The following is an 18,036-nucleotide window of genomic DNA, read 5'->3' as shown; positions in this document are numbered from 1 at the left end:
TTTAAAATACAAAACGCCCGATGAAGTACATCGAGCGTTTTAGTTAAAAAGTGTCAACCCATATCAGGACGGGTCATACAAGAGGAGAAGAGTAAGACACGCCACCTAATAAAGCGGCGCAAACGAACTATTTCGCGCTTTCTTCTTCCATTTGTGCGTTATCCACAACGTGGTTTTCACCTAAATCGTTTGGTAGCACAAGGTTAAGAATAATTGCCACGATACCGCATAGGCTCACACCCTGTAGACTGAACTCACCAATACCGAAAGCCATACCACCAATGCCAAACACAAGTGTTACGGCAACAATCACTAGGTTACGAGACTTATGTAAATCAACGTTATTCTTGATCAGTGTGTTGAGGCCTACCGTTGCGATGGAGCCGAACAGCAGAATCATGATGCCGCCCATGACAGGAACTGGAATCGTTTGAAGAACCGCACCTAGCTTACCTACCAATGCAAGTACGATTGCGGTGATTGCTGCCCAAGTCATGATCACAGGGTTAAATGCTTTGGTTAGCATTACCGCTCCTGTTACTTCACTGTAAGTGGTGTTTGGTGGAGCACCCACCATCGAAGCTGCGATAGTTGCCACCCCGTCACCTGCGATTGTGCGGTGAAGGCCTGGTTTTTTCAGGTAGTTTTTTCCTGTAACGTTTGAGATAGCAAGCATGTCACCTACGTGCTCAACCGCAGGTGCGATAGCGACAGGAATCATGAACAAAATTGCGTTGATATTGAACTCTGGCGCGGTGAAGTTTGGCATGGCTAGCCAAGCCGCTTGCTCTACGGGAGTGAAATCAACCACACCGTAGAATAGAGAAACAGAGTAACCAGCAAGAATACCACCAACAATAGGAACGAGCTTCAAAAAGCCTTTTGCAAAAACGCTGAGTACAATGGTTGTGAGCAGTGAGACCGCCGAGATAATGATCGCAGCATCACCATTAACTAGCTGTGCAGCTCCATCACCAGTTTTACCTACCGCCATGTTCACTGCCGTTGGGGCAAGGCCAAGGCCGATAACCATGATCACAGGGCCAACGACAACGGGCGGGAGAATTTTATGGATAAATCCAACACCACGCACTTTGATCATCGCCCCTAGAGCCACATAAACTAAGCCCGCTGCCATCAAGCCGCCCATCGTTGCACCGATACCCCAAGTTTGGATACCGAACATAATAGGAGCAATAAACGCAAAAGAAGAGGCAAGGAAGATGGGAACAGAACGTTTAGTCATTAACTGGAAGAGGAGAGTACCGACACCGGCACCAAAGAGGGCTACGTTTGGATCAAGGCCAGTTAGGAGCGGCACAAGCACCAAAGCACCAAAAGCGACAAAGAGCATTTGAGCGCCTTGTAACGCGTTTTTCATAATAATTCCCTATTTTCAAGATACGCAGACAAATCCGGCGAATACTATCATCCTGCAATCCTTTGCAATGTTGCATAGATCAAACTTTCGATTGAATTTTTCCCATAAATAGCACTTTTGAGAGTTGCTTGCTTGCAAATTGTCCTCTTTTACGTGTCTTGCGTGAAGATGAAAAATGGACAGCCTAACTTGTTGAGATAGCTTAATAAGCAATGAGTTTATTATAAAAAATAGCACTGAAGCGCTGGTTGAGGCCCGAGTTAACAAAGCTGGTCATAATACAGACAATTTACTCAGTACTTACCTTGCTCAAGATTTGATAGTTGCTTATTATTCGGGTTCTTGTTCAGAGGATTATAAAAACTATGCGCTATTTAGCTCTCTTACTGATAGGTTGGTTGTCCCTACCAGTATATGCATTAACTCAGGTGGATATCTATCGTGCCGAAGTGGTTATCGACAGTGAGCAGAACGACGGTGAGTCTTTGGCTCGTCAACAAGGTATGCAGGATGTGATTGTTCGAGCGACCGGTTCTCAATCCTCTTTAAGCAATCCAGTGATTAAAAAGGCACTTAGCTCAAGTGCGCGTTACATTTCTCAACTGAGCTATGGGCAGGTTGATGGAAAAGCGAGCTTAAAAATGTTGTTTAACAACGACCAAATCAGCTCTCTTTTAACACAAGCACAATTGCCATCTTGGTCGCCAAATCGTGCCAATATTTTAGTTTGGATGGTTGAAGAACAGGGTTACGATCGTAACATTGCGTGGGAGCATTCTGAATCTTCAAATGTTGCAGCACTTCGTAGCGCAGCGAAACTAAGAGGCCTACCAATCACTATCCCGGTTGGGGATTTTGATGATGTAACCGGTGTTAATGTCTCTGATCTTTGGGGCGGCTTTATTGAGCCAATTGGTCAAGCTAGCCAGCGCTACCCAGCTGACGCCGTTTTGGTTGTACGAGCTCAAGGTGAACAAATTCGTTGGACACTCTACGACCAGTCGCCAACGAGAATTGTAGAGGCGCAACGTTCTCCGCGTAGCGGGTCTGCATCAGGTGCTAATGCTATTGCAGAAATGGTGGATGGCATCGCAGACTACTATGCAAGTAAGAGTGCAGTTGTGGTTTCAGGAAAGTCTTCAAAAGCGCTAGCAGTGAAAGTCCTTAATGTAACCTCTGCCACGGACTTCTTCCGTTTAGAGAATGCGCTAAAACAACTTAATTCGGTTGCGGGTACAGAGATTAAGCGTGTTCAAGGGGACGAGTTAACGCTCAACATCCACCTTTTGGCATCACAACAAGCTTTTGAGAAAGAAGCTTCTTCTATTTCTCAATTAATGGTTTTTGAAGATCCTTTAGGTGAAGTTGATGCCCCAGCTTCAACTCAAGAAGAAGAGCCATTGGTTCAGAGTAATGAAGCAAAAGACGCCGCGACGCCAAAAGAAGCGCAGCCTGAAGTACCAGTAAATGTTGTGGCAGAAGCAAGTGACGAAACACAACCAACTCAGCCGATGATTGTGGAGCCTGTCCGAGAACAGTATGACTTGATCTACGAGTGGCGCTCGGCATCGTAATCTCCTTGGTAGCGTTCCAGGCGTGAAACGCAAGGATCAAACACCAATGTGGTAAGCATAAAAAAGAGTCGCAATAGCGACTCTTTTTGTTTTCTAAATTCGTATTCGAACCAATGAGCAGTGATTGACTGCGATTGGCGTTATTTATTGAATTTCGCTTTTTCTTCTTTTTCTACTTGAGAGAGGCGTTTCAACTTAAGACCTAGCTCTTTGCCTCTCGCTCTAGCAAACAAAATATTACCAGCGAAACCGAGTGAAGTCAGTATCAGTTCCACTGCCGCAAGCCAGCGTTCACCCCCATCCACATAAAGGATGGTCAGCGCATGCAAGAAATACAGCATAAGAACAAAGTTAGCCCAAGCATGAGTGTAAGGCTTACCAGCTAAAATACCAGGCAACGGAAGTAGTAGCGGAATACACCAAGCAATAGCAAGTGTTGTGCTGCTGAGGTGAGGGTGAGGGGATAACGCAAGCTGCCAAATAGCGACCCAGGCTAATAAGGCTAAGTTGCCAAATAAAGCCAGGTAACGATAGGTTTTAGCCTGTGTACCGAGTGGTGTTTGGTCTAAAGAGTCAGACATCGATTAACTATCCTTGATTTTACTAACAGACTTTTAGTTTTAACGCTGCAGTTGCCAGCCTTTTGCCTAATTGTTGTGCCAGGCGAATCTCTTCACTGCTCAGGGTCGCCTCATGGCCTACACTGCTGGCGCCATACGGAGTGCCTCCGGACTGCGTAGTGTGTAACTCTGGCTCGGAATAAGGAATGCCCAAAACCATCATCCCGTGATGCAATAAAGGGGTCATCATGCTTTGTAACGTTGTTTCTTGACCACCATGCATCGAGGACGAAGAGGTAAAGACACAAGCAGGCTTATCGATTAAGTCACCACTGACCCATAAAGATGTAGTCTGATCCCAGAAGTGCTTTAAAGGCGCAGCCATGTTGCCAAACCAGACGGGGCTGCCAAACGCTAGACCGTCGCACGTTTTCAGTTCCTCTAGAGTAACAATTGGATCAGAAGGGGAGTGTGAGTGAGGTGACAATTCTTCAACTGTACGCAAAATTGCTTGGCATTGAGGAGTCGATTCGACTCCTCTTGCTATTTGTCTTGCCAGTTGTTTTGTCGAGCCATGACGGCTGAAATACAAAATAAGGATCTGGCAATCCATTTATAAAATATCCAACACTTGCTCTGGTGGGCGACCAATTTTTGCTTTGCCGTTAGCAACGACTACCGGACGCTCAAACAACTTTGGATTTTTCGCCATTGCTTCGAATAATTGCTCATCGCTGACGGAGTCTTCGCCTAAGCCAAGCTCTTTATATTCACTTTCTTTAGTGCGCATCATTTCACGTACAGATGAAAAGCCAAGCTGGGCGTACAGCGCTTTTAGTTCATCCACGTTAAGTGGTGTGTCTAGGTATTTGACGACTTCCGGTGTAACACCATTTTGCTCAAGCAGTTCAAGTGCTTGACGGCTCTTTGAGCAACGAGGGTTGTGATAAATCACGACTGACATGGTTTTCTCCATTTCGTTATTGTAATGCCATGAATCGATCTCTTTGGATCATGAGTTGGTCGATACGGGCATCGTATCGCGCTTGCTCTAAGCTGCCCAACTTGGCCATTTTACTTGCTTCACTATAATATTGAATCGCTTTATTCCAATTTGCTCGCAATGCCAAAATTTCTGCTCGAGCAGCCAACTCTTCATCGCTACGCCCCAGCGCGTGGTAGCTCTTCGATATTAGGTGCCAGCCATTTGTATCTTCAGGATAGTCATGAGTGTATCTTTGAAGAACTCGCGTGGCTTGATCGTTTTTATTGTCCTCAAGTAGTGCATTGGCATAGTTAATGGTCAATACTTTATTTTGAGGGTTCCGAGATAACGCTTTACGGAGCATCTCGGTCGCTTTTTCTGGCTGCTTCTTCTCGATGTATAAATCCGTCATAGCATCCAAGTAAAACGGGTTACTTGGGTCTTGTTCCAGTAACTTTTTCAAAATTGGTTCCGCTTGAGATAAGCGTTTATTGTCTAAATGCACGAGTGCCCGACCATAATCAAAAGCAGGTGTAATGTCCGCAGAGGCTTTCTTTTGAGTTCGCTCAAACCAGCTCAGGGCGGCTTGTCCATCAATGCCAGCGTAACGAGCCACAATGCGCGCGCGAGCTAGATGATAGTCTATTGAAGGCACAACACGCATTGGAGGATAGGTTCTTGCTCGCGCACGGCTATCGGTAATTCGATCTTCAGGCAGAGGGTGAGTCAGGAGCATTGGTGGCGGTTTACTCGCGTAACGATACTCATCAGCAAGACGGCCAAAAAACCTTGGCATTGCTTGAACATCAAAACCGGCTTTTGCTAGTGTCGAAATACCAAAGCGATCCGCTTCTTTTTCGTTTGCACGAGTGTAGTTGATTTGACTTTGCATGTTGCCCGCGGTTGCTGCTGTAATTGCAGCCATCCCCGCTTCGGGTGAGGCAATTGAAAGCAGTAGTGCCCCCGCAAGTGCGGCTAATGTGGCCGGAGAGCGGCGTGCTTGTTCTTCCATACTCCGAGCAAGATGACGTTGTGTGACGTGCGCTATCTCGTGAGCGACAACAGAGGCCAGCTCACTTTCTGAACGAGCATGAAGAAACAACCCAGAATGCAGCGCTACATAGCCACCAAAAAACGCGAACGCGTTGATATTACGGTCGCGAATCATAAAGAAGTGGAACGGCGTTTTTACATCATTCGCATTGGCCACTAATTTGTGCCCAAGAGAGTCAATATATTCATTGATGACAGGGTCATTAACGATAGGTTTACTGGCTCTGAGCATACGCATATAGGCGTCGCCATAAATCAACTCTTGGTCTATTGAAAGCGTGCCACCAGCAGCTGTGCCAATGTCTGGCAAGTCAATGCTATTGGCATAAGTTGTCGGCGAACTGATGGCTGCAGCAAGACATAAGCAAACTAGCGAGCGAGTGCGTTTTAACATACGTTTAAAAGGTTCTCCAAAATACATAAGCATGTGGTTACGGGTCGAGAGCCCATTAACAGCGCCACATACGTTTTGGTTATCCGTGAGGATATAAGCTAACAGTAAGACCGGAAATAAATGAATTGGTTTCGTAAATTATTTTATATCCGAGCTATTTCAGCATGTGGTTAAATCATGTCAGAAGTGCTAGCACCAGCTCAAAAAGCCGTTACAATACAACCCTATCATAAGTGCAGAGCAATACAATGGAATCCATGTTACTTGATTTGCGTGAGCAACGTTGTCCTATGGCACTGTTACTTGCAAAGCGTCATGCTGCTGAGGTCTTTCAAGGAGAAGCAAAGCAGTATCATCAACTTGTCATTCAAGTGGTGGACAACAGCTCTAAACGAGACATTGTGAACTATCTTAGTGCCCAAGGGTACTCGGTTGATTGCCAATCTACATCAGAGCACTACACATTGACTGTCTTCAATAAGGAATCCGCATAAGATGTTTGAAATGGTTAGTCGTTGGTATAAACGACGTTTCTCTGACCCTCACGCAGTAAGTCTCGTCGCGATCTTGCTGTTTGGCTTTATCACCATTTACTTCTTTGGACACTTGATTGCGCCATTACTTGTCGCGATCGTTTTGGCTTATCTACTTGAATGGCCAGTTGTCAAAATGTGTCGTATAGGCGTGCCGCGCACCTTGTCGGTTATTATCGTGATCTTGGTCTTTGTCGGGTTAATGTTAATTGCGTTGTTTGGCTTGGTTCCGACGATTTGGACTCAGGTCGGTAATCTAATTAACGATATTCCGAACATGTACAACGGGCTACAAAAGTTTATTGTTACATTGCCAGAGCGCCATCCTGAACTAGCCAATTTAGAAATAGTAGAAACCGTGGTGACGAACGCCAAAAACCAAGCACTGGGGCTGGGTGAAAGTGTCGTCAAAGGGTCGCTTGCTTCATTAGTTAGCATTGCAACGCTAGCGGTATATTTGATCTTAGTGCCACTCCTTATCTTCTTTTTGCTTAAAGACAAAGAAGAAATGCTGCGAATCGCAAGCGGTATTCTGCCGAAAAACCGTAAATTGGCGAATAAAGTTTGGCATGAAATGAACGAGCAGATATCAAATTACATTCGCGGTAAAGTGTTAGAGATTTTAATCGTGGGCGGTGTGAGCTACGTGACTTTTGCCCTTTTAGATCTTCGTTACTCGGCGTTGCTTGCCGTAGCCGTTGGTCTGTCGGTTTTGATTCCTTATATCGGTGCGGCGGCTGTTACTGTACCTGTTGCTATCGTTGGTTTGTTCCAATGGGGTTTAACGCCTCCGTTTTATTGGTTGTTGCTTGCTTACGGTATTATCCAGGCGCTGGATGGTAATGTGTTGGTTCCTGTTCTGTTTTCCGAGGCAGTAAACTTACACCCAGTTGCTATCATTGTGGCTGTATTAGTCTTTGGTGGGCTGTGGGGTTTTTGGGGGGTGTTCTTCGCCATTCCTTTAGCGACATTAGTCAAAGCCGTATGGCATGCATTACCAAGCACGGAAGAAAACGAACCTGTCGAACAAGAGTAGTTGTTACCAAAGGTACGATGGTTAAAAGAAAGCCCAGCAGTTTGCTGGGCTTTTTGTTTGTAGAAAAACAATAGCGTTTAAGCGTTTTCGTTTAAGTAGTTTAATACGACTTCGTGGTGATCTTTGGTTTTGAACTTGTTAAACACGTGTTCGATCACGCCTTCTTCATTGATCAGAAAGCTAATGCGGTGAAGACCGTCGTATACTTTGCCCATGAATTTCTTTTCGCCCCAAACGCCGAACTGGTCAGCAACGGCATGATCTTCATCAGAAAGCAGAGTGAAGTTTAAATCATCGCGCTCGATGAACTTGCCTAGGCGCTTTACAGGATCGATGCTTACGCCGAGTACCACCACGTTATGTGCATCGAGTTCAGCTTTGATGTCACGAAGGCCTTTTGCTTGTGTAGTACAACCCGGCGTCATCGCCTTAGGGTAAAAGTAGAAAAGTACTTTCTTGCCTTTAAAGTCTTCAAGAGAAACGGTATTTCCGTCTTGGTCGAGCAAAGAGAAGGCTGGCGCTGGCGAGCCTGCTGTCAGCGTATTCATTTTGATTTCCTTTACTTTATAGTGTGTTTTTAATGAAATTCAGAGAACCTTGTACGTTGAGCGACTTACAAAGTTCATCGAAGTCTTCTTGTAACTGCATCAAATTAAAATCCGCGCTTACAGATGCAGTAATCGCAATATGAAACTGGTCAGAATCGAGTTGAATTTTCGACTTGCTGATGGTTTGCGCGCTAAGAGAGTCTAAACCAATCTGCTGATCAGCGAAGAACTTAGTAAATTTTTCAGTTAACCCAGGGCGGTCTTCAGACTCAATAAACACTTCCATGGTGTAGCTGTTATCGAGCAGTTCGTGCGCCGCTGTGCGTTTCATGATCGTAATAAGGTCATGTTCTTGGCCAAGCAGGGGCAATTGTGTTTCAACTCGAGTCACGCTGCTGGCGTTCCCAGTCAGGAGCATGATCAGCGTAAATTCGCTGCCAAAGATAGCGATACGGCTATCGACTATGTTACAACCAGCTTGAGTAACGAGCTGTACGACTTGGTTACAAATGCCTGGACGGTCCGTTCCAACTGCTGTAAGTACCAGATGTTGCTTCATAAATGAGCTTCTTGTCCTTTCTTCAATAGAGAGATGTTAGCACAGATATTGCGAAGAAATATCGAGCCAGTTCTTTTTTAGTCCATAAAAAAGCAGTCGGAGCTTGAGGGGAGTGGTGGGAAATAAACAGTAAATGCAGGCTATAGGATAAACAAAACGTTTGCATGATGTGCTTGCCTATTGTCTGGCCGTTTTATTCACTTAGATCTGACTTGGCTAACAAGACCAAAGAGTATATTTTCCTTGCTTGTGCTCTTCAGTATTTTCCAAATCACTGATAGATTCTAAAGTCACTCGAAAGCCCAACACGATTATCAATATTGCCGTTAATCAAACCAAATAGAGCAATTAAGTTGCTAGACCTCTAACAACTGGTAATTATTCATTCATTTGTACTTTGTAAGCGAGTTTACGCTCTTGTGTTTTTCAATCGCATTACAGTACCATGCAGAAAGAGTTAAATGAGGGAGATAAACATGTTTTCAGGAAGTATCGTAGCGCTGATTACGCCATTCAAAGCAGATGGCGAAGTAGACTTTGACGGTCTGCAAAAGCTAGTAGAGTACCACGTTGAAGCGGGTACAGACGGTATTGTGGCAGTAGGCACAACAGGTGAGTCAGCGACACTGACCATTGAAGAGCATGTAAAGGTCGTTAATAAAACTGTTGAGTTTGCCGACGGTCGCATCCCTGTGATTGCTGGCACGGGTGCAAATGCAACCCATGAGGCAGTAACATTTAGCAAATTACTGGCTGATTCTGGTATTGCTGGCTTCCTGAGTGTGACACCGTATTACAACAAACCAACTCAAGAGGGTTTGTTTCTACATTACAAGGCAATTGCCGAAGCGAGTGATGTGCCTCTAATTTTGTACAACGTACCAGGCCGTACTGCTGTTGATATGCAGCCAGAAACAGTGGCACGCTTGTCAAAGCTTGATAATATCGTAGCTCTAAAAGATGCAACGGGCGATTTGGAACGAATTGCAATTCATCGTGAACTTTGTGGCGAAGATTTTATCTTACTAAGTGGCGATGATGCGACAGGGCTGGATTTTGTGAAACTTGGCGGCAATGGTGTTATCTCGGTAACGAACAATATTGCAGCTAAAGACATGGCAGACATGTTCCATTTGGCAAGTGAAGGTAAGTACGAAGAAGCAGAAGCGATTAACCAACGCTTGATGACTCTACATAAAAACCTTTTCATCGAAGCAAGCCCTATCCCAGTAAAATGGGCAGCGCAAAAGCTTGGTTTGATTGAAGAAGGTGGTTTGCGTCTTCCTTTAACTACGCTTTCTGAAAAATCGCAGCCGATCGTCGAGCAGGCGCTAACAGACGCCCATATTTATTAAGATTGAGCTATTAAGATTGAGTTACTAGGATTGAAGTTCATACTGGGGGCCAAAGCGCCCTCGGTGTTTTAGGAGTATAGATGAAGCTTTCAAGCCAGTTAGTGTTAAGTTCATTAGCTGTATTCGTATTGACTGCCTGTTCAGGTGGTGCCAATCAACGTCGTCAAGCAAAAGATGACTTCGAGTATTTGAACTCCCCAAATTTGGGTGAGTGGAATGTCCCACAGGGTGCACAGCCTCAGTTTTACCCTAACTACGAGATCCCTCAGGGTAACTACGCTGGTGGTGTAGGTAAAGATGTCGACATTCGTCCACCTCAACAAGTCCTAGAGCTTATTCCCGGTGCACGTTTGGACCGCAGTAGTGATGGTGAAGTGACACTTTGGCTACTTCGTAAAGATGAACTAGATAAAGTTTGGCAAACGGTGCAAAACATGGTCGCGGCTAACGAGATTCCAGTTGAAAGCCAAACAGACTCTCGCATCGAGACAGGATGGGTGACTTGGGATTCGCCAGATGAAGAGCTAGAAATTGGCAGCCGATATGAAATCGTACGCGCTGAAGCAAATGGTCGACACGGCTTTAAGGTGAGCCTTATTGACTGGCGTGAAGGCAATCAAGTGAAAGAAGTAACGGCGACCAACCGTGAGCGCTACAATGTATTCATGACGAACTTGGTCACCGCTCGCTACGACCAAGAAGTGCGTGAAGAAGCACAGCGTAAAGCGCAAGAGTTGGTTAAACAGATCCCAATCACAATGGGTAAAGACCGCAGCGGACTTCCAGTGATTATCGCGCGTGCGCAATACAACATGCTTTGGCAACGTCTGCCTAATATTCTACCTAAGATGGGCTTTAAGATTGAAGAGCGTAGCCAGTCGCAGGGCACAATCACTGCGAAATATGCGTCTCCGGATGATGAATTCTGGAACGATATCGGCGTTAAACCAGTGGAGTTAGCCGCTGGTAAGTACACATTCTTACTTGGTGATTTAGGCAACCGTACGTCTATCAATATCACCGACTCCTCTGGCAAGCCAGTAGAAGAAGAGTTTTTGAAATCACTAGCGCCTGTATTGGCTGCAACAGTGAAGCAGTAAACAAAGCGAGCTTAACGCGGCGTGTTTACTTAATGATAGAAAAGGGACCTAGTGGTCCCTTTTTTGATGTTTAGATTAAATGTGTCGAGATGAAGCTGGTGAGTAACTAACGAGGCTCGTTTTTGTTTTTATCTTCTTCAGCGTAGCGCTGTTTATCCAATGTGTTCAGCTTATCTAAATCGTTCTTACGGCTTTTATCCATCTGACCAAACTTCATTTTTGCGGTATATTTGAGTGCGGCAATATTACCAATGACCACGCTCAACACTACAATAATAATGACCCAAGGATTGGTTAGTATTTCTATCATAGAGCCTCCGGCGGCGTGATATTGTGAATAAATTTGGCAACGACGTTATCCAAATTATTCAGTATGACGTCAATCCCTGCAATGTTGTCGGTCTGATTTTGTTTAATCAACTGGCTTCTGAGTACATCAAGCGTCAACTGCTCGAGGCATTGCTGCCCGACAGCGCGGTGACTAATGTGCCAAGGCTCAATCGAAACGCCACCTAAATCATGCTGATAAGGGAAGAAGAAACCGAACCGACCAAGGTTGGCTTTTAACCATTGGTAGAACGCTTGCTGGTGGCCTTCAAGATACTCCCAAGGTTCCAACTTGAGTTTGGTGTCAGCAGGCAATAAATTGCGCGCATAGACATCAAAATCACAACCCCAATGATGACGACTTCCTCCGGGCAATGCCGACCAGCGCAAAATGGCCATCAATTTCTCTTCGTCATTTAACTCTGCTTTACTCAAAGGGCGGGAGTTTATGTCGAGAATTGGCAACTCACCAGAAAACTTCCCGTTCCAGATGGCTTTTTGGCGATTAAAGTCACGAAAACCACTGGCGATTTCCATTTTGAAACCTGCTTCGGTTGCGGCATTAATCATCTTCAATAAGTCATTGACTACTTTAGGGTGAAGCATAAATGCCTTTTGCCCCACTAGTGTGGATTGAAGATGGGAATCAGTGATTCCGGTGAGTTGCTCTGGTGTCATTGTGTTCTCGCTGATTACTTCGCCAATAGGTGTTTCAACGTGTTTTCGTACATGTCCGTCAACTTTTCAAGATCGTCGACTTTCACACACTCGTTCACTTTATGAATCGTAGCGTTAACAGGGCCTAACTCTACGACTTGACCTCCCATTCGAGCAATAAAACGACCATCAGACGTACCGCCAGTTGTAAGTAGCGCTGGCTTCGTATCATTGACTTCGGCCACAGCAGCTACAACCGCGTCTAGCAGTGCGCCCGTATCGGTCAGGAATGGGTCTCCGTTGAATGTCCATTTTAGGTCGTAGTCCAGCTCATGCTTGTCCAATGTTTCGGTAACACGCTGAACAATTGCGTCATTGTTAAGCTCAGTACTAAAACGTAGGTTGAACTGAACATGGAACTCGCCAGGAATAACGTTAGACGCACCAGTGCCAGCCGATACATTCGGGATCTGGAAACTAGTCGGTGGGAAGTAATCATTCCCTTTGTCCCATTCTGTCGTCGCGAGTTCATGAATCGCGAGTAGAGACTCGTGCACTGGATTGCTGGCTAGGTGAGGGTAGGCCACGTGACCTTGTGTTCCTTTTACCGTTAAATCACCAGTGATGGATCCACGGCGTCCATTTTTCACTACATCGCCAACCACGTCGGTGCTGGATGGTTCACCAACAATACACATATCGATGTTCTCACCACGTTCCATCAACGTTTCTACAACGCGAACGGTACCATTGATAAATGGCCCTTCTTCATCCGACGTAATTAAGAAGCCAATTGAGCCTTTGTGATCTGGGTTTTCGGCGATAAAGCGTTCAACTGCAACAACCATAGCGGCGAGTGACCCTTTCATGTCAGCTGCGCCTCGGCCATGCAAGTAACCATCAATAATGGTCGGTTCAAACGGATGTGTATTCCAGTGTTCCAATTTGCCAGCTGGTACCACATCGGTGTGGCCAGCAAACGCAAATAGCGGCGCTTCTGAACCACGTCGAGCCCAGAAGTTCGTGGTGTCTTCAAATACCATCACTTCAATTTCAAACCCGAGTGCTTTTAAGCGCTCGATCATCAAATCCTGACAACCTGCGTCTTCCGGCGTTACGGACTGTCTACTGATCAGATCTTTAGCAAGTGCCAATACTGGACTGTCTGTCATCCTTGAGTATTCCTTTATTTAAGAGTTGAAAATGCTAGCGTATTGATCAGCTTTAAAACCGATATGAAGTTGATCATTCACTTTTAAAATTGGGCGTTTAATCATCGCAGGGTTTTCTACCAAAAGAGCGATGGCGTTTTCCTCGTTAAGTGTGTCTTTCTGCTCTTGCGCTAATTGGCGGTAGGTTGTGCCACGTTTATTGAGCACCTGTTCCCAACCTAAAGCGCGACAAAATTCACTTACCATTTCTGCATCAATGCCTTGCTTACGGTAGTCATGGAAGTCGTAAGCAATATCCTCGGCTTCTAACCATTTCTTGGCTTTTTTGATCGTATCGCAGTTGGGAATACCAAACATGGTAATCGACATAGTGTTTCCTTTTTCTTTGTTCTATTTTTCACTGGCGCGGTTAAGACGCACTTAAGTGATTTGGGCTGTTAAAGCATCCTATCAAGAAGCAATCAAACTGACAAAATGCGGTGGAAAATATTTTCAGATAGATTGAGATAACTAATGTCACATAACTTATTTACGATGAATGCGCTATAAATCGAATAAAAATTCGTCTAAATCAAATGGAAAAGTCGAGTTATTGATCAAACGCAACACCTCGCTGAGCAAAAACGAAATAATGAATCAGCACAATTTTAGGAGGTGTCAATGGAATTGAGTCCTGTTTTTGCAAGGCGGCTATATTTGGCCTTGTTGGTGGAAAACCTAGAAAGGCCGAATGTGCCAAAGTTGATCGAAAAAACGGGGTGGCCTCGTCGTACTATTCAAGATGTACTCAAGGCGTTACCTGGGATCGGCATTGAACTCATATTCGTTCAAGATGGCCGACGTCATAATGACGGCTATTATCAACTTTCAGATTGGGGGCCTTTTGATAGCCAATGGGTTCTAGAGCGGGAGAGCGATATCGCTAGCAGTCTTGGATTTCGTGCATAAGCCAGCAATTGCTGGCTTTTTTCATATTCAGGCCTCATCCATTGCAGCGGTAGGCGGAACCCAGTACGCTAAATGAAGTGATAAAATCTTGTGGGGAAACCATAAAAACGGTGTCCGCATCGATAGCCGCTGCATTGTTTTTTAAATCGTTCATCGCGCCTTGCATCATCGCGTCATTAGTCATGAAAATGTAGTTATACCAATGGCCTTCACTTCCGGTGACTTCGCCTTTGTATTCGCATCGCTCAGGGTCGAATTGCGCGTCAATGCGAATATGAACATTTTGACTTTGAGCATGAGTAAGGTGAGATGGCATCGTGCAACCCATTAGAAGCACGACAAAAAGTCCAAGTAACAGGCGTTTCATTAGCTATTTCCCCAATACTATGTAAGCAGCAAAGCCAATCCAGCTCAGGACAAGTAGTGTCCAAGGCAGTTTGCTTGATGAATGGTTTGGCGCATCGTCGGTGATATTGTCTTGTTCGATAATCTCTTCATGCTGACGTTGCTTTTCACGTTGCTGTTTTTTCTTCGCTTTATCGGCTTGGCGGTTGCGCTCTTTTTGTTGTTTCTTATATTGCGCGATGCCTTTTTCGATACCTTGAGCGATGAGCTTGGTTTGCTCTTTGGTTTGGCCGGGCTTTTGCGTGGATTTAGCAATTCTCATCGCTTCGGCTTGTGTTTCTTGAGAAGGCACAGGGGTGGCAGGAGTTCTTTTTTTCATGTTTCTCATCAACGTCGCTGTAAATCTTTGTTTAGTTTACCTGTGTAAGGTGCTGAAATGAACTTCAGTTCTCATCTTTGTTGGCTTGCAACTCTGAAACGATAGGTTAAAGTGACGTTTTTATCACATAAAGAAGAAGATGTTGTGCGCTATTCGTTTGACCAATATGACGCTCATGGATTTTTAAAGGCGCCGATCATTTTATGGGTGGGATGGATGTTTCTTGTGCGTTCATGGATGGTGTTTGCCATGGCTGGTGTAAGTCGTGATAGTGGCAGCAAGCTACTCGCTATTGTTTACCCAGATTCAAGTACGTTGTATTTAGGTTTGGCGATGGGCATTCCAAGTTTGCTTCTTATGTGGTTAATGGGGCTTCGTCATCCCGACAGAGGATGGGTAAACAGAATTACTCGCTATGGTCGCGAGATCACTTTGATCTTGTGCGGTATTCAACTTGCTCAGACCATGTATCATGTGTACCTAGAACATGGAGTGTTTAATTGGGCAAACGCCCTTACCATTACCTTATTAGCTTGGTTTATGATCTATCTTCTAAATGGAAGATGGGTAAAAGACTGTTTTCATGTGCCACAATTAGCGCACGATGAACAGCAGCATTCAAAGAATTAAAAACAATAACTTCCCACTCTGGGGCAAAGTAATAGAGGAAACCTCAATGTCACAAGCTCAAACGGCGATCGTGCCAGAAGCCGGGCCATTTGCACTGTACACTCAACTCAAAGTGAACCAAAACCGTGAAAACGTATTAGAAAAACTGAAAGCACTGCCAAAGTTGGTGGAAGAGTTAAACATTACCCAGCCGGGTGCAGCGCTGACGCTTTCTATCGCATTCACAAAATCGTTTTGGGAACACCTTAATGTAGACGCGCCAGAAGAGCTTATTGATTTTACTCAACTTGGCGAAGGTGACATCGTTGCTCCAGCAACAGACGTAGATGTACTGATTCACTGTCACTCGACTCGTCACGACTTGCATTTTTACGTGTTGCGTAAGTTCCTAGAAGAGACGGCACAAGATGTCACCATTGTGGACGAAACATATGGGTACCGTTACCTTGATGCTCGTGATATGACAGACTTCATTGATGGCACAGAAAACCCGAAAGGGGAGGCTCGCGCTGATGTGGCTCTAGTAAAAGAGGGCCCATTTGCTGGAGGTAGTTATGTCATGGCTCAACGCTTCGAACATAACCTTGCCGCTTGGAATCGCTTGAATGTCAAAGCGCAAGAAAAAGTGATTGGTCGTACCAAACCAGACTCTATAGAGCTAGAAGACGTTCCTGCTGCATCACACGTTGGTCGCGTTGATATTAAAGAAGAAGGAAAAGGTCTCAAGATTGTCCGTCATAGCTTGCCATACGGGACGGTAACAGGGCCTCATGGCCTGCTGTTTATTTCTTACTGCAATACACTTCATAACATTAAAGTGATGCTAGAAAGTATGTACGGCGTGACAGATGGTAAAACAGACCAAATGCTTCGTTTCACAAAAGCGGTAACTGGTGCGTACTTCTTCGCTCCTTCACAAGAAATGCTCGCAGAGCTAGCCATCAAGTAAGTTCTCAGACTTTATTTCTTAAGCCCTCCAATTAGAGGGCTTTTGTTTTCTATTTCTATTCCAATCTCTTTTCAAAAAACACTAAACTTTTCTGTTACTTGGTCGATAAGTATCCAAAGCCTTAATTTATTTGGAGTCTGTGTCTCGTGGCGATCACCGTTAATACCAATGTGGCAGCACTCGTCGCACAGCGTCATTTGACCAGTGCAACTGACATGCTGAACCAATCCATGGAGCGTTTGTCTTCAGGGAAGCGTATTAACAGCGCAAAGGATGACGCTGCGGGTCTGCAAATCTCCAACCGCTTGCAATCGCAAATGCGTGGTTTAGATGTTGCGGTTCGCAACGCGAATGACGGCATTTCCATCATGCAAACTGCGGAAGGCGCGATGAATGAGGTGACCAATATCATGCAACGTATGCGTGATTTGTCGCTACAGTCAGCCAATGGTTCAAACAGCAAAGCGGAGCGCACTGCACTGCAAGAAGAAGTTTCTGCTTTAAATGATGAGTTAAGTCGTATTGCAGAAACGACCTCCTTTGGCGGACGTAAATTGCTGAATGGCACATTCGGTACATCGTCTTTTCAAATCGGAGCAACGGCTGGTGAAGCGGTACAAATTGGCCTGCGGACCATGCAGCCGGAATCTTTAGGTAGCTTTTCAATGAGCTCATATCAAAGAGTCAGTTCAGATTGGACGGTTCAAAACGGAAATAATGAAATTGTTATCAGCTACCGTGATAACAATTTTGAAGAGCAGGAGATCCGTATTGAAGCTAAAGCTGGCGACGATATAGAAGAACTCGCGACTTACATTAATGGGCAAACCGATAAAGTGAAAGCGTCTGTTAATGAGGAGGGGCAACTGCAGTTACTCATGTCCCACAAGGACGCCATAAAATACCCTGGACCAACCTTCAGTGGTGGCCTGGCTGATGAGTTAGAACTTGGCAAGTATGTCACCGTAAATAGAACGGTAGATAGTATTGATATTAGCACGGTCGGTGGCGCTCAGATGGCGGTCGGCATTTTAGATGATGCTTTGAAAACGGTAGATGGCAGTCGTGCGGAGTTAGGCGCGTATCAAAACCGCTTTAATCACGCGATCAATAATCTCGATAACATCCACGAAAACTTAGCTGCTTCCAACAGTCGTATCCAAGACACTGACTACGCGAAAGAAACCACGCAAATGGTGAAGCAGCAGATTTTACAGCAGGTCAGTACTTCTATTCTTGCACAAGCAAAACAAGCGCCCAACCTAGCATTAACTTTACTTGGCTGATGAACGGCCTTGCCCGAATTTAACGTAAAACCTGCCTGTATCGACAATTCGAAAAGAAGCTTTAGCGAAAAATGAAAGTTTTTTTGCTTTTTTATCCGCTTTGTCACGATTACCCCTCCAAACGAATTATTTTCAAAAAAATCCAAAATTTTCTCTAAAGAAAACAGGGCATGCGCCGTTAATAAAAGTAACTTTGAGAGAACTACTTGGTTTTCCGAGACGTCGGAAACCGCTACACCGGAAAATCAATTGGAGAAATCACCAT

22 protein-coding genes are annotated in these 18,036 nt (G+C 45.0%); 9 read left to right on the top strand and 13 right to left on the bottom strand.

What is annotated here, in order from left to right; all coding sequences use genetic code 11:
* Positions 1–127: 127 nt before the first annotated feature.
* Entirely contained in the window at positions 128–1,381 is a 1,254-nt protein-coding gene (locus R8O11_RS23720; RefSeq protein ID WP_005389855.1) for a uracil-xanthine permease family protein, read from the bottom strand.
* 365 nt (positions 1,382–1,746) lie between these two features.
* On the opposite strand from R8O11_RS23720, the gene R8O11_RS23715 reads away from it, so the two are divergent.
* Positions 1,747–2,955 carry a DUF2066 domain-containing protein gene (locus R8O11_RS23715; RefSeq protein ID WP_033907510.1) on the top strand — a complete coding sequence of 403 codons (1,209 nt, stop codon included), beginning with the start codon at positions 1,747–1,749 and terminating at the stop codon, positions 2,953–2,955.
* A gap of 140 nt (positions 2,956–3,095) precedes the next feature.
* Here the strand turns inward: R8O11_RS23715 and R8O11_RS23710 are convergent, their stop codons facing one another.
* From R8O11_RS23710 to R8O11_RS23695, 4 genes are read right to left on the bottom strand one after another with little or no spacing between them, the layout of a single operon-like run.
* Positions 3,096–3,536 carry a DUF2069 domain-containing protein gene (locus R8O11_RS23710; RefSeq protein WP_005380407.1) on the bottom strand — a complete coding sequence of 147 codons (441 nt, stop codon included), beginning with the start codon at positions 3,534–3,536 and terminating at the stop codon, positions 3,096–3,098.
* A gap of 22 nt (positions 3,537–3,558) precedes the next feature.
* A complete protein-coding gene (gene wrbA / locus R8O11_RS23705; RefSeq protein WP_005380409.1) occupies positions 3,559–4,128 on the bottom strand; it encodes an NAD(P)H:quinone oxidoreductase in 570 nt (189 codons plus the stop codon).
* A complete protein-coding gene (gene arsC / locus R8O11_RS23700) occupies positions 4,129–4,479 on the bottom strand; it encodes an arsenate reductase (glutaredoxin) (RefSeq protein WP_033907509.1) in 351 nt (116 codons plus the stop codon). It lies immediately after the preceding gene.
* Positions 4,480–4,495: 16 nt separating this feature from the next.
* The gene (locus tag R8O11_RS23695) at positions 4,496–5,947 is read right to left on the bottom strand and encodes a tetratricopeptide repeat protein (RefSeq protein ID WP_005394337.1); all 1,452 of its coding nucleotides are present in this window, start codon (positions 5,945–5,947) and stop codon (positions 4,496–4,498) included.
* 257 nt (positions 5,948–6,204) lie between these two features.
* Here R8O11_RS23695 and R8O11_RS23690 point away from each other — a divergent pair, with 257 nt between their 5' ends.
* Positions 6,205–6,441, top strand: coding sequence for a sulfurtransferase TusA family protein (locus R8O11_RS23690; protein WP_005380414.1), 237 nt, complete (start codon positions 6,205–6,207; stop codon positions 6,439–6,441).
* 1 nt (position 6,442) lies between these two features.
* The gene (locus R8O11_RS23685; protein ID WP_005380416.1) at positions 6,443–7,516 is read left to right on the top strand and encodes an AI-2E family transporter; all 1,074 of its coding nucleotides are present in this window, start codon (positions 6,443–6,445) and stop codon (positions 7,514–7,516) included.
* 77 nt (positions 7,517–7,593) lie between these two features.
* On the opposite strand, the gene bcp is transcribed toward R8O11_RS23685, so the two are convergent.
* Together bcp and R8O11_RS23675 are read right to left on the bottom strand one after the other, a co-directional pair.
* Positions 7,594–8,064, bottom strand: coding sequence for a thioredoxin-dependent thiol peroxidase (gene bcp / locus R8O11_RS23680; RefSeq protein WP_005380418.1), 471 nt, complete (start codon positions 8,062–8,064; stop codon positions 7,594–7,596).
* Positions 8,065–8,080: 16 nt separating this feature from the next.
* Positions 8,081–8,623: a glycine cleavage system protein R gene (locus R8O11_RS23675; protein ID WP_005380420.1), complete on the bottom strand. Its 543-nt coding sequence runs from the start codon at positions 8,621–8,623 to the stop codon at positions 8,081–8,083.
* A 476-nt stretch (positions 8,624–9,099) separates the two neighbouring features.
* Here R8O11_RS23675 and dapA point away from each other — a divergent pair, with 476 nt between their 5' ends.
* On the top strand, positions 9,100–9,978 hold the full coding sequence (gene dapA, locus R8O11_RS23670) for a 4-hydroxy-tetrahydrodipicolinate synthase (protein WP_005380422.1): 879 nt from the start codon (positions 9,100–9,102) through the stop codon (positions 9,976–9,978).
* An 80-nt stretch (positions 9,979–10,058) separates the two neighbouring features.
* Positions 10,059–11,078, top strand: coding sequence for an outer membrane protein assembly factor BamC (bamC, locus tag R8O11_RS23665; RefSeq protein ID WP_005380424.1), 1,020 nt, complete (start codon positions 10,059–10,061; stop codon positions 11,076–11,078).
* 106 nt (positions 11,079–11,184) lie between these two features.
* On the opposite strand, the gene R8O11_RS23660 is transcribed toward bamC, so the two are convergent.
* The 4 genes from R8O11_RS23660 to R8O11_RS23645 are packed head-to-tail and all read right to left on the bottom strand — an operon-like array spanning position 11,185 to position 13,603.
* Positions 11,185–11,388, bottom strand: a complete 204-nt coding sequence (locus R8O11_RS23660) for a DUF2897 family protein (protein WP_005380425.1) — start codon at positions 11,386–11,388, stop codon at positions 11,185–11,187.
* Complete coding sequence (locus tag R8O11_RS23655; RefSeq protein ID WP_033907098.1) at positions 11,385–12,083, bottom strand: M15 family metallopeptidase; 699 nt, start codon at positions 12,081–12,083, stop codon at positions 11,385–11,387. The genes R8O11_RS23660 and R8O11_RS23655 overlap by 4 nt, the downstream gene beginning before the upstream one ends.
* A 14-nt stretch (positions 12,084–12,097) precedes the next feature.
* Entirely contained in the window at positions 12,098–13,234 is a 1,137-nt protein-coding gene (gene dapE, locus R8O11_RS23650) for a succinyl-diaminopimelate desuccinylase (protein WP_033907099.1), read from the bottom strand.
* An 18-nt stretch (positions 13,235–13,252) separates the two neighbouring features.
* Positions 13,253–13,603, bottom strand: coding sequence for an ArsC family reductase (locus R8O11_RS23645; RefSeq protein WP_005380431.1), 351 nt, complete (start codon positions 13,601–13,603; stop codon positions 13,253–13,255).
* A gap of 291 nt (positions 13,604–13,894) precedes the next feature.
* Between R8O11_RS23645 and R8O11_RS23640 the strand changes: the two genes are divergently transcribed.
* Positions 13,895–14,182: a winged helix-turn-helix domain-containing protein gene (locus tag R8O11_RS23640; RefSeq protein WP_033907100.1), complete on the top strand. Its 288-nt coding sequence runs from the start codon at positions 13,895–13,897 to the stop codon at positions 14,180–14,182.
* A gap of 34 nt (positions 14,183–14,216) precedes the next feature.
* Here the strand turns inward: R8O11_RS23640 and R8O11_RS23635 are convergent, their stop codons facing one another.
* Both R8O11_RS23635 and R8O11_RS23630 read right to left on the bottom strand, forming a co-directional pair.
* The gene (locus R8O11_RS23635; protein WP_033907101.1) at positions 14,217–14,549 is read right to left on the bottom strand and encodes a DUF4156 domain-containing protein; all 333 of its coding nucleotides are present in this window, start codon (positions 14,547–14,549) and stop codon (positions 14,217–14,219) included.
* A 3-nt stretch (positions 14,550–14,552) separates the two neighbouring features.
* Positions 14,553–14,906 carry a DUF2956 domain-containing protein gene (locus R8O11_RS23630; RefSeq protein ID WP_005380437.1) on the bottom strand — a complete coding sequence of 118 codons (354 nt, stop codon included), beginning with the start codon at positions 14,904–14,906 and terminating at the stop codon, positions 14,553–14,555.
* A gap of 144 nt (positions 14,907–15,050) precedes the next feature.
* Between R8O11_RS23630 and R8O11_RS23625 the strand changes: the two genes are divergently transcribed.
* The 3 genes from R8O11_RS23625 to R8O11_RS23615 all read left to right on the top strand — a co-directional run bounded on the left by R8O11_RS23625 (position 15,051) and on the right by R8O11_RS23615 (position 17,771).
* Positions 15,051–15,536 carry a DUF2919 domain-containing protein gene (locus tag R8O11_RS23625; protein WP_033907115.1) on the top strand — a complete coding sequence of 162 codons (486 nt, stop codon included), beginning with the start codon at positions 15,051–15,053 and terminating at the stop codon, positions 15,534–15,536.
* A gap of 46 nt (positions 15,537–15,582) precedes the next feature.
* Positions 15,583–16,485, top strand: coding sequence for a Dyp-type peroxidase (locus R8O11_RS23620; protein WP_033907102.1), 903 nt, complete (start codon positions 15,583–15,585; stop codon positions 16,483–16,485).
* A gap of 146 nt (positions 16,486–16,631) precedes the next feature.
* On the top strand, positions 16,632–17,771 hold the full coding sequence (locus R8O11_RS23615; RefSeq protein WP_005380443.1) for a flagellin: 1,140 nt from the start codon (positions 16,632–16,634) through the stop codon (positions 17,769–17,771).
* The last annotated feature ends 265 nt before the right edge of the window (positions 17,772–18,036 follow it).

The organism is Vibrio sp. 1288, from assembly GCF_033344475.1.
Note: the sequence above shows the minus strand (reverse complement) of the source record. Positions and strands in the feature narration are given on the sequence as shown.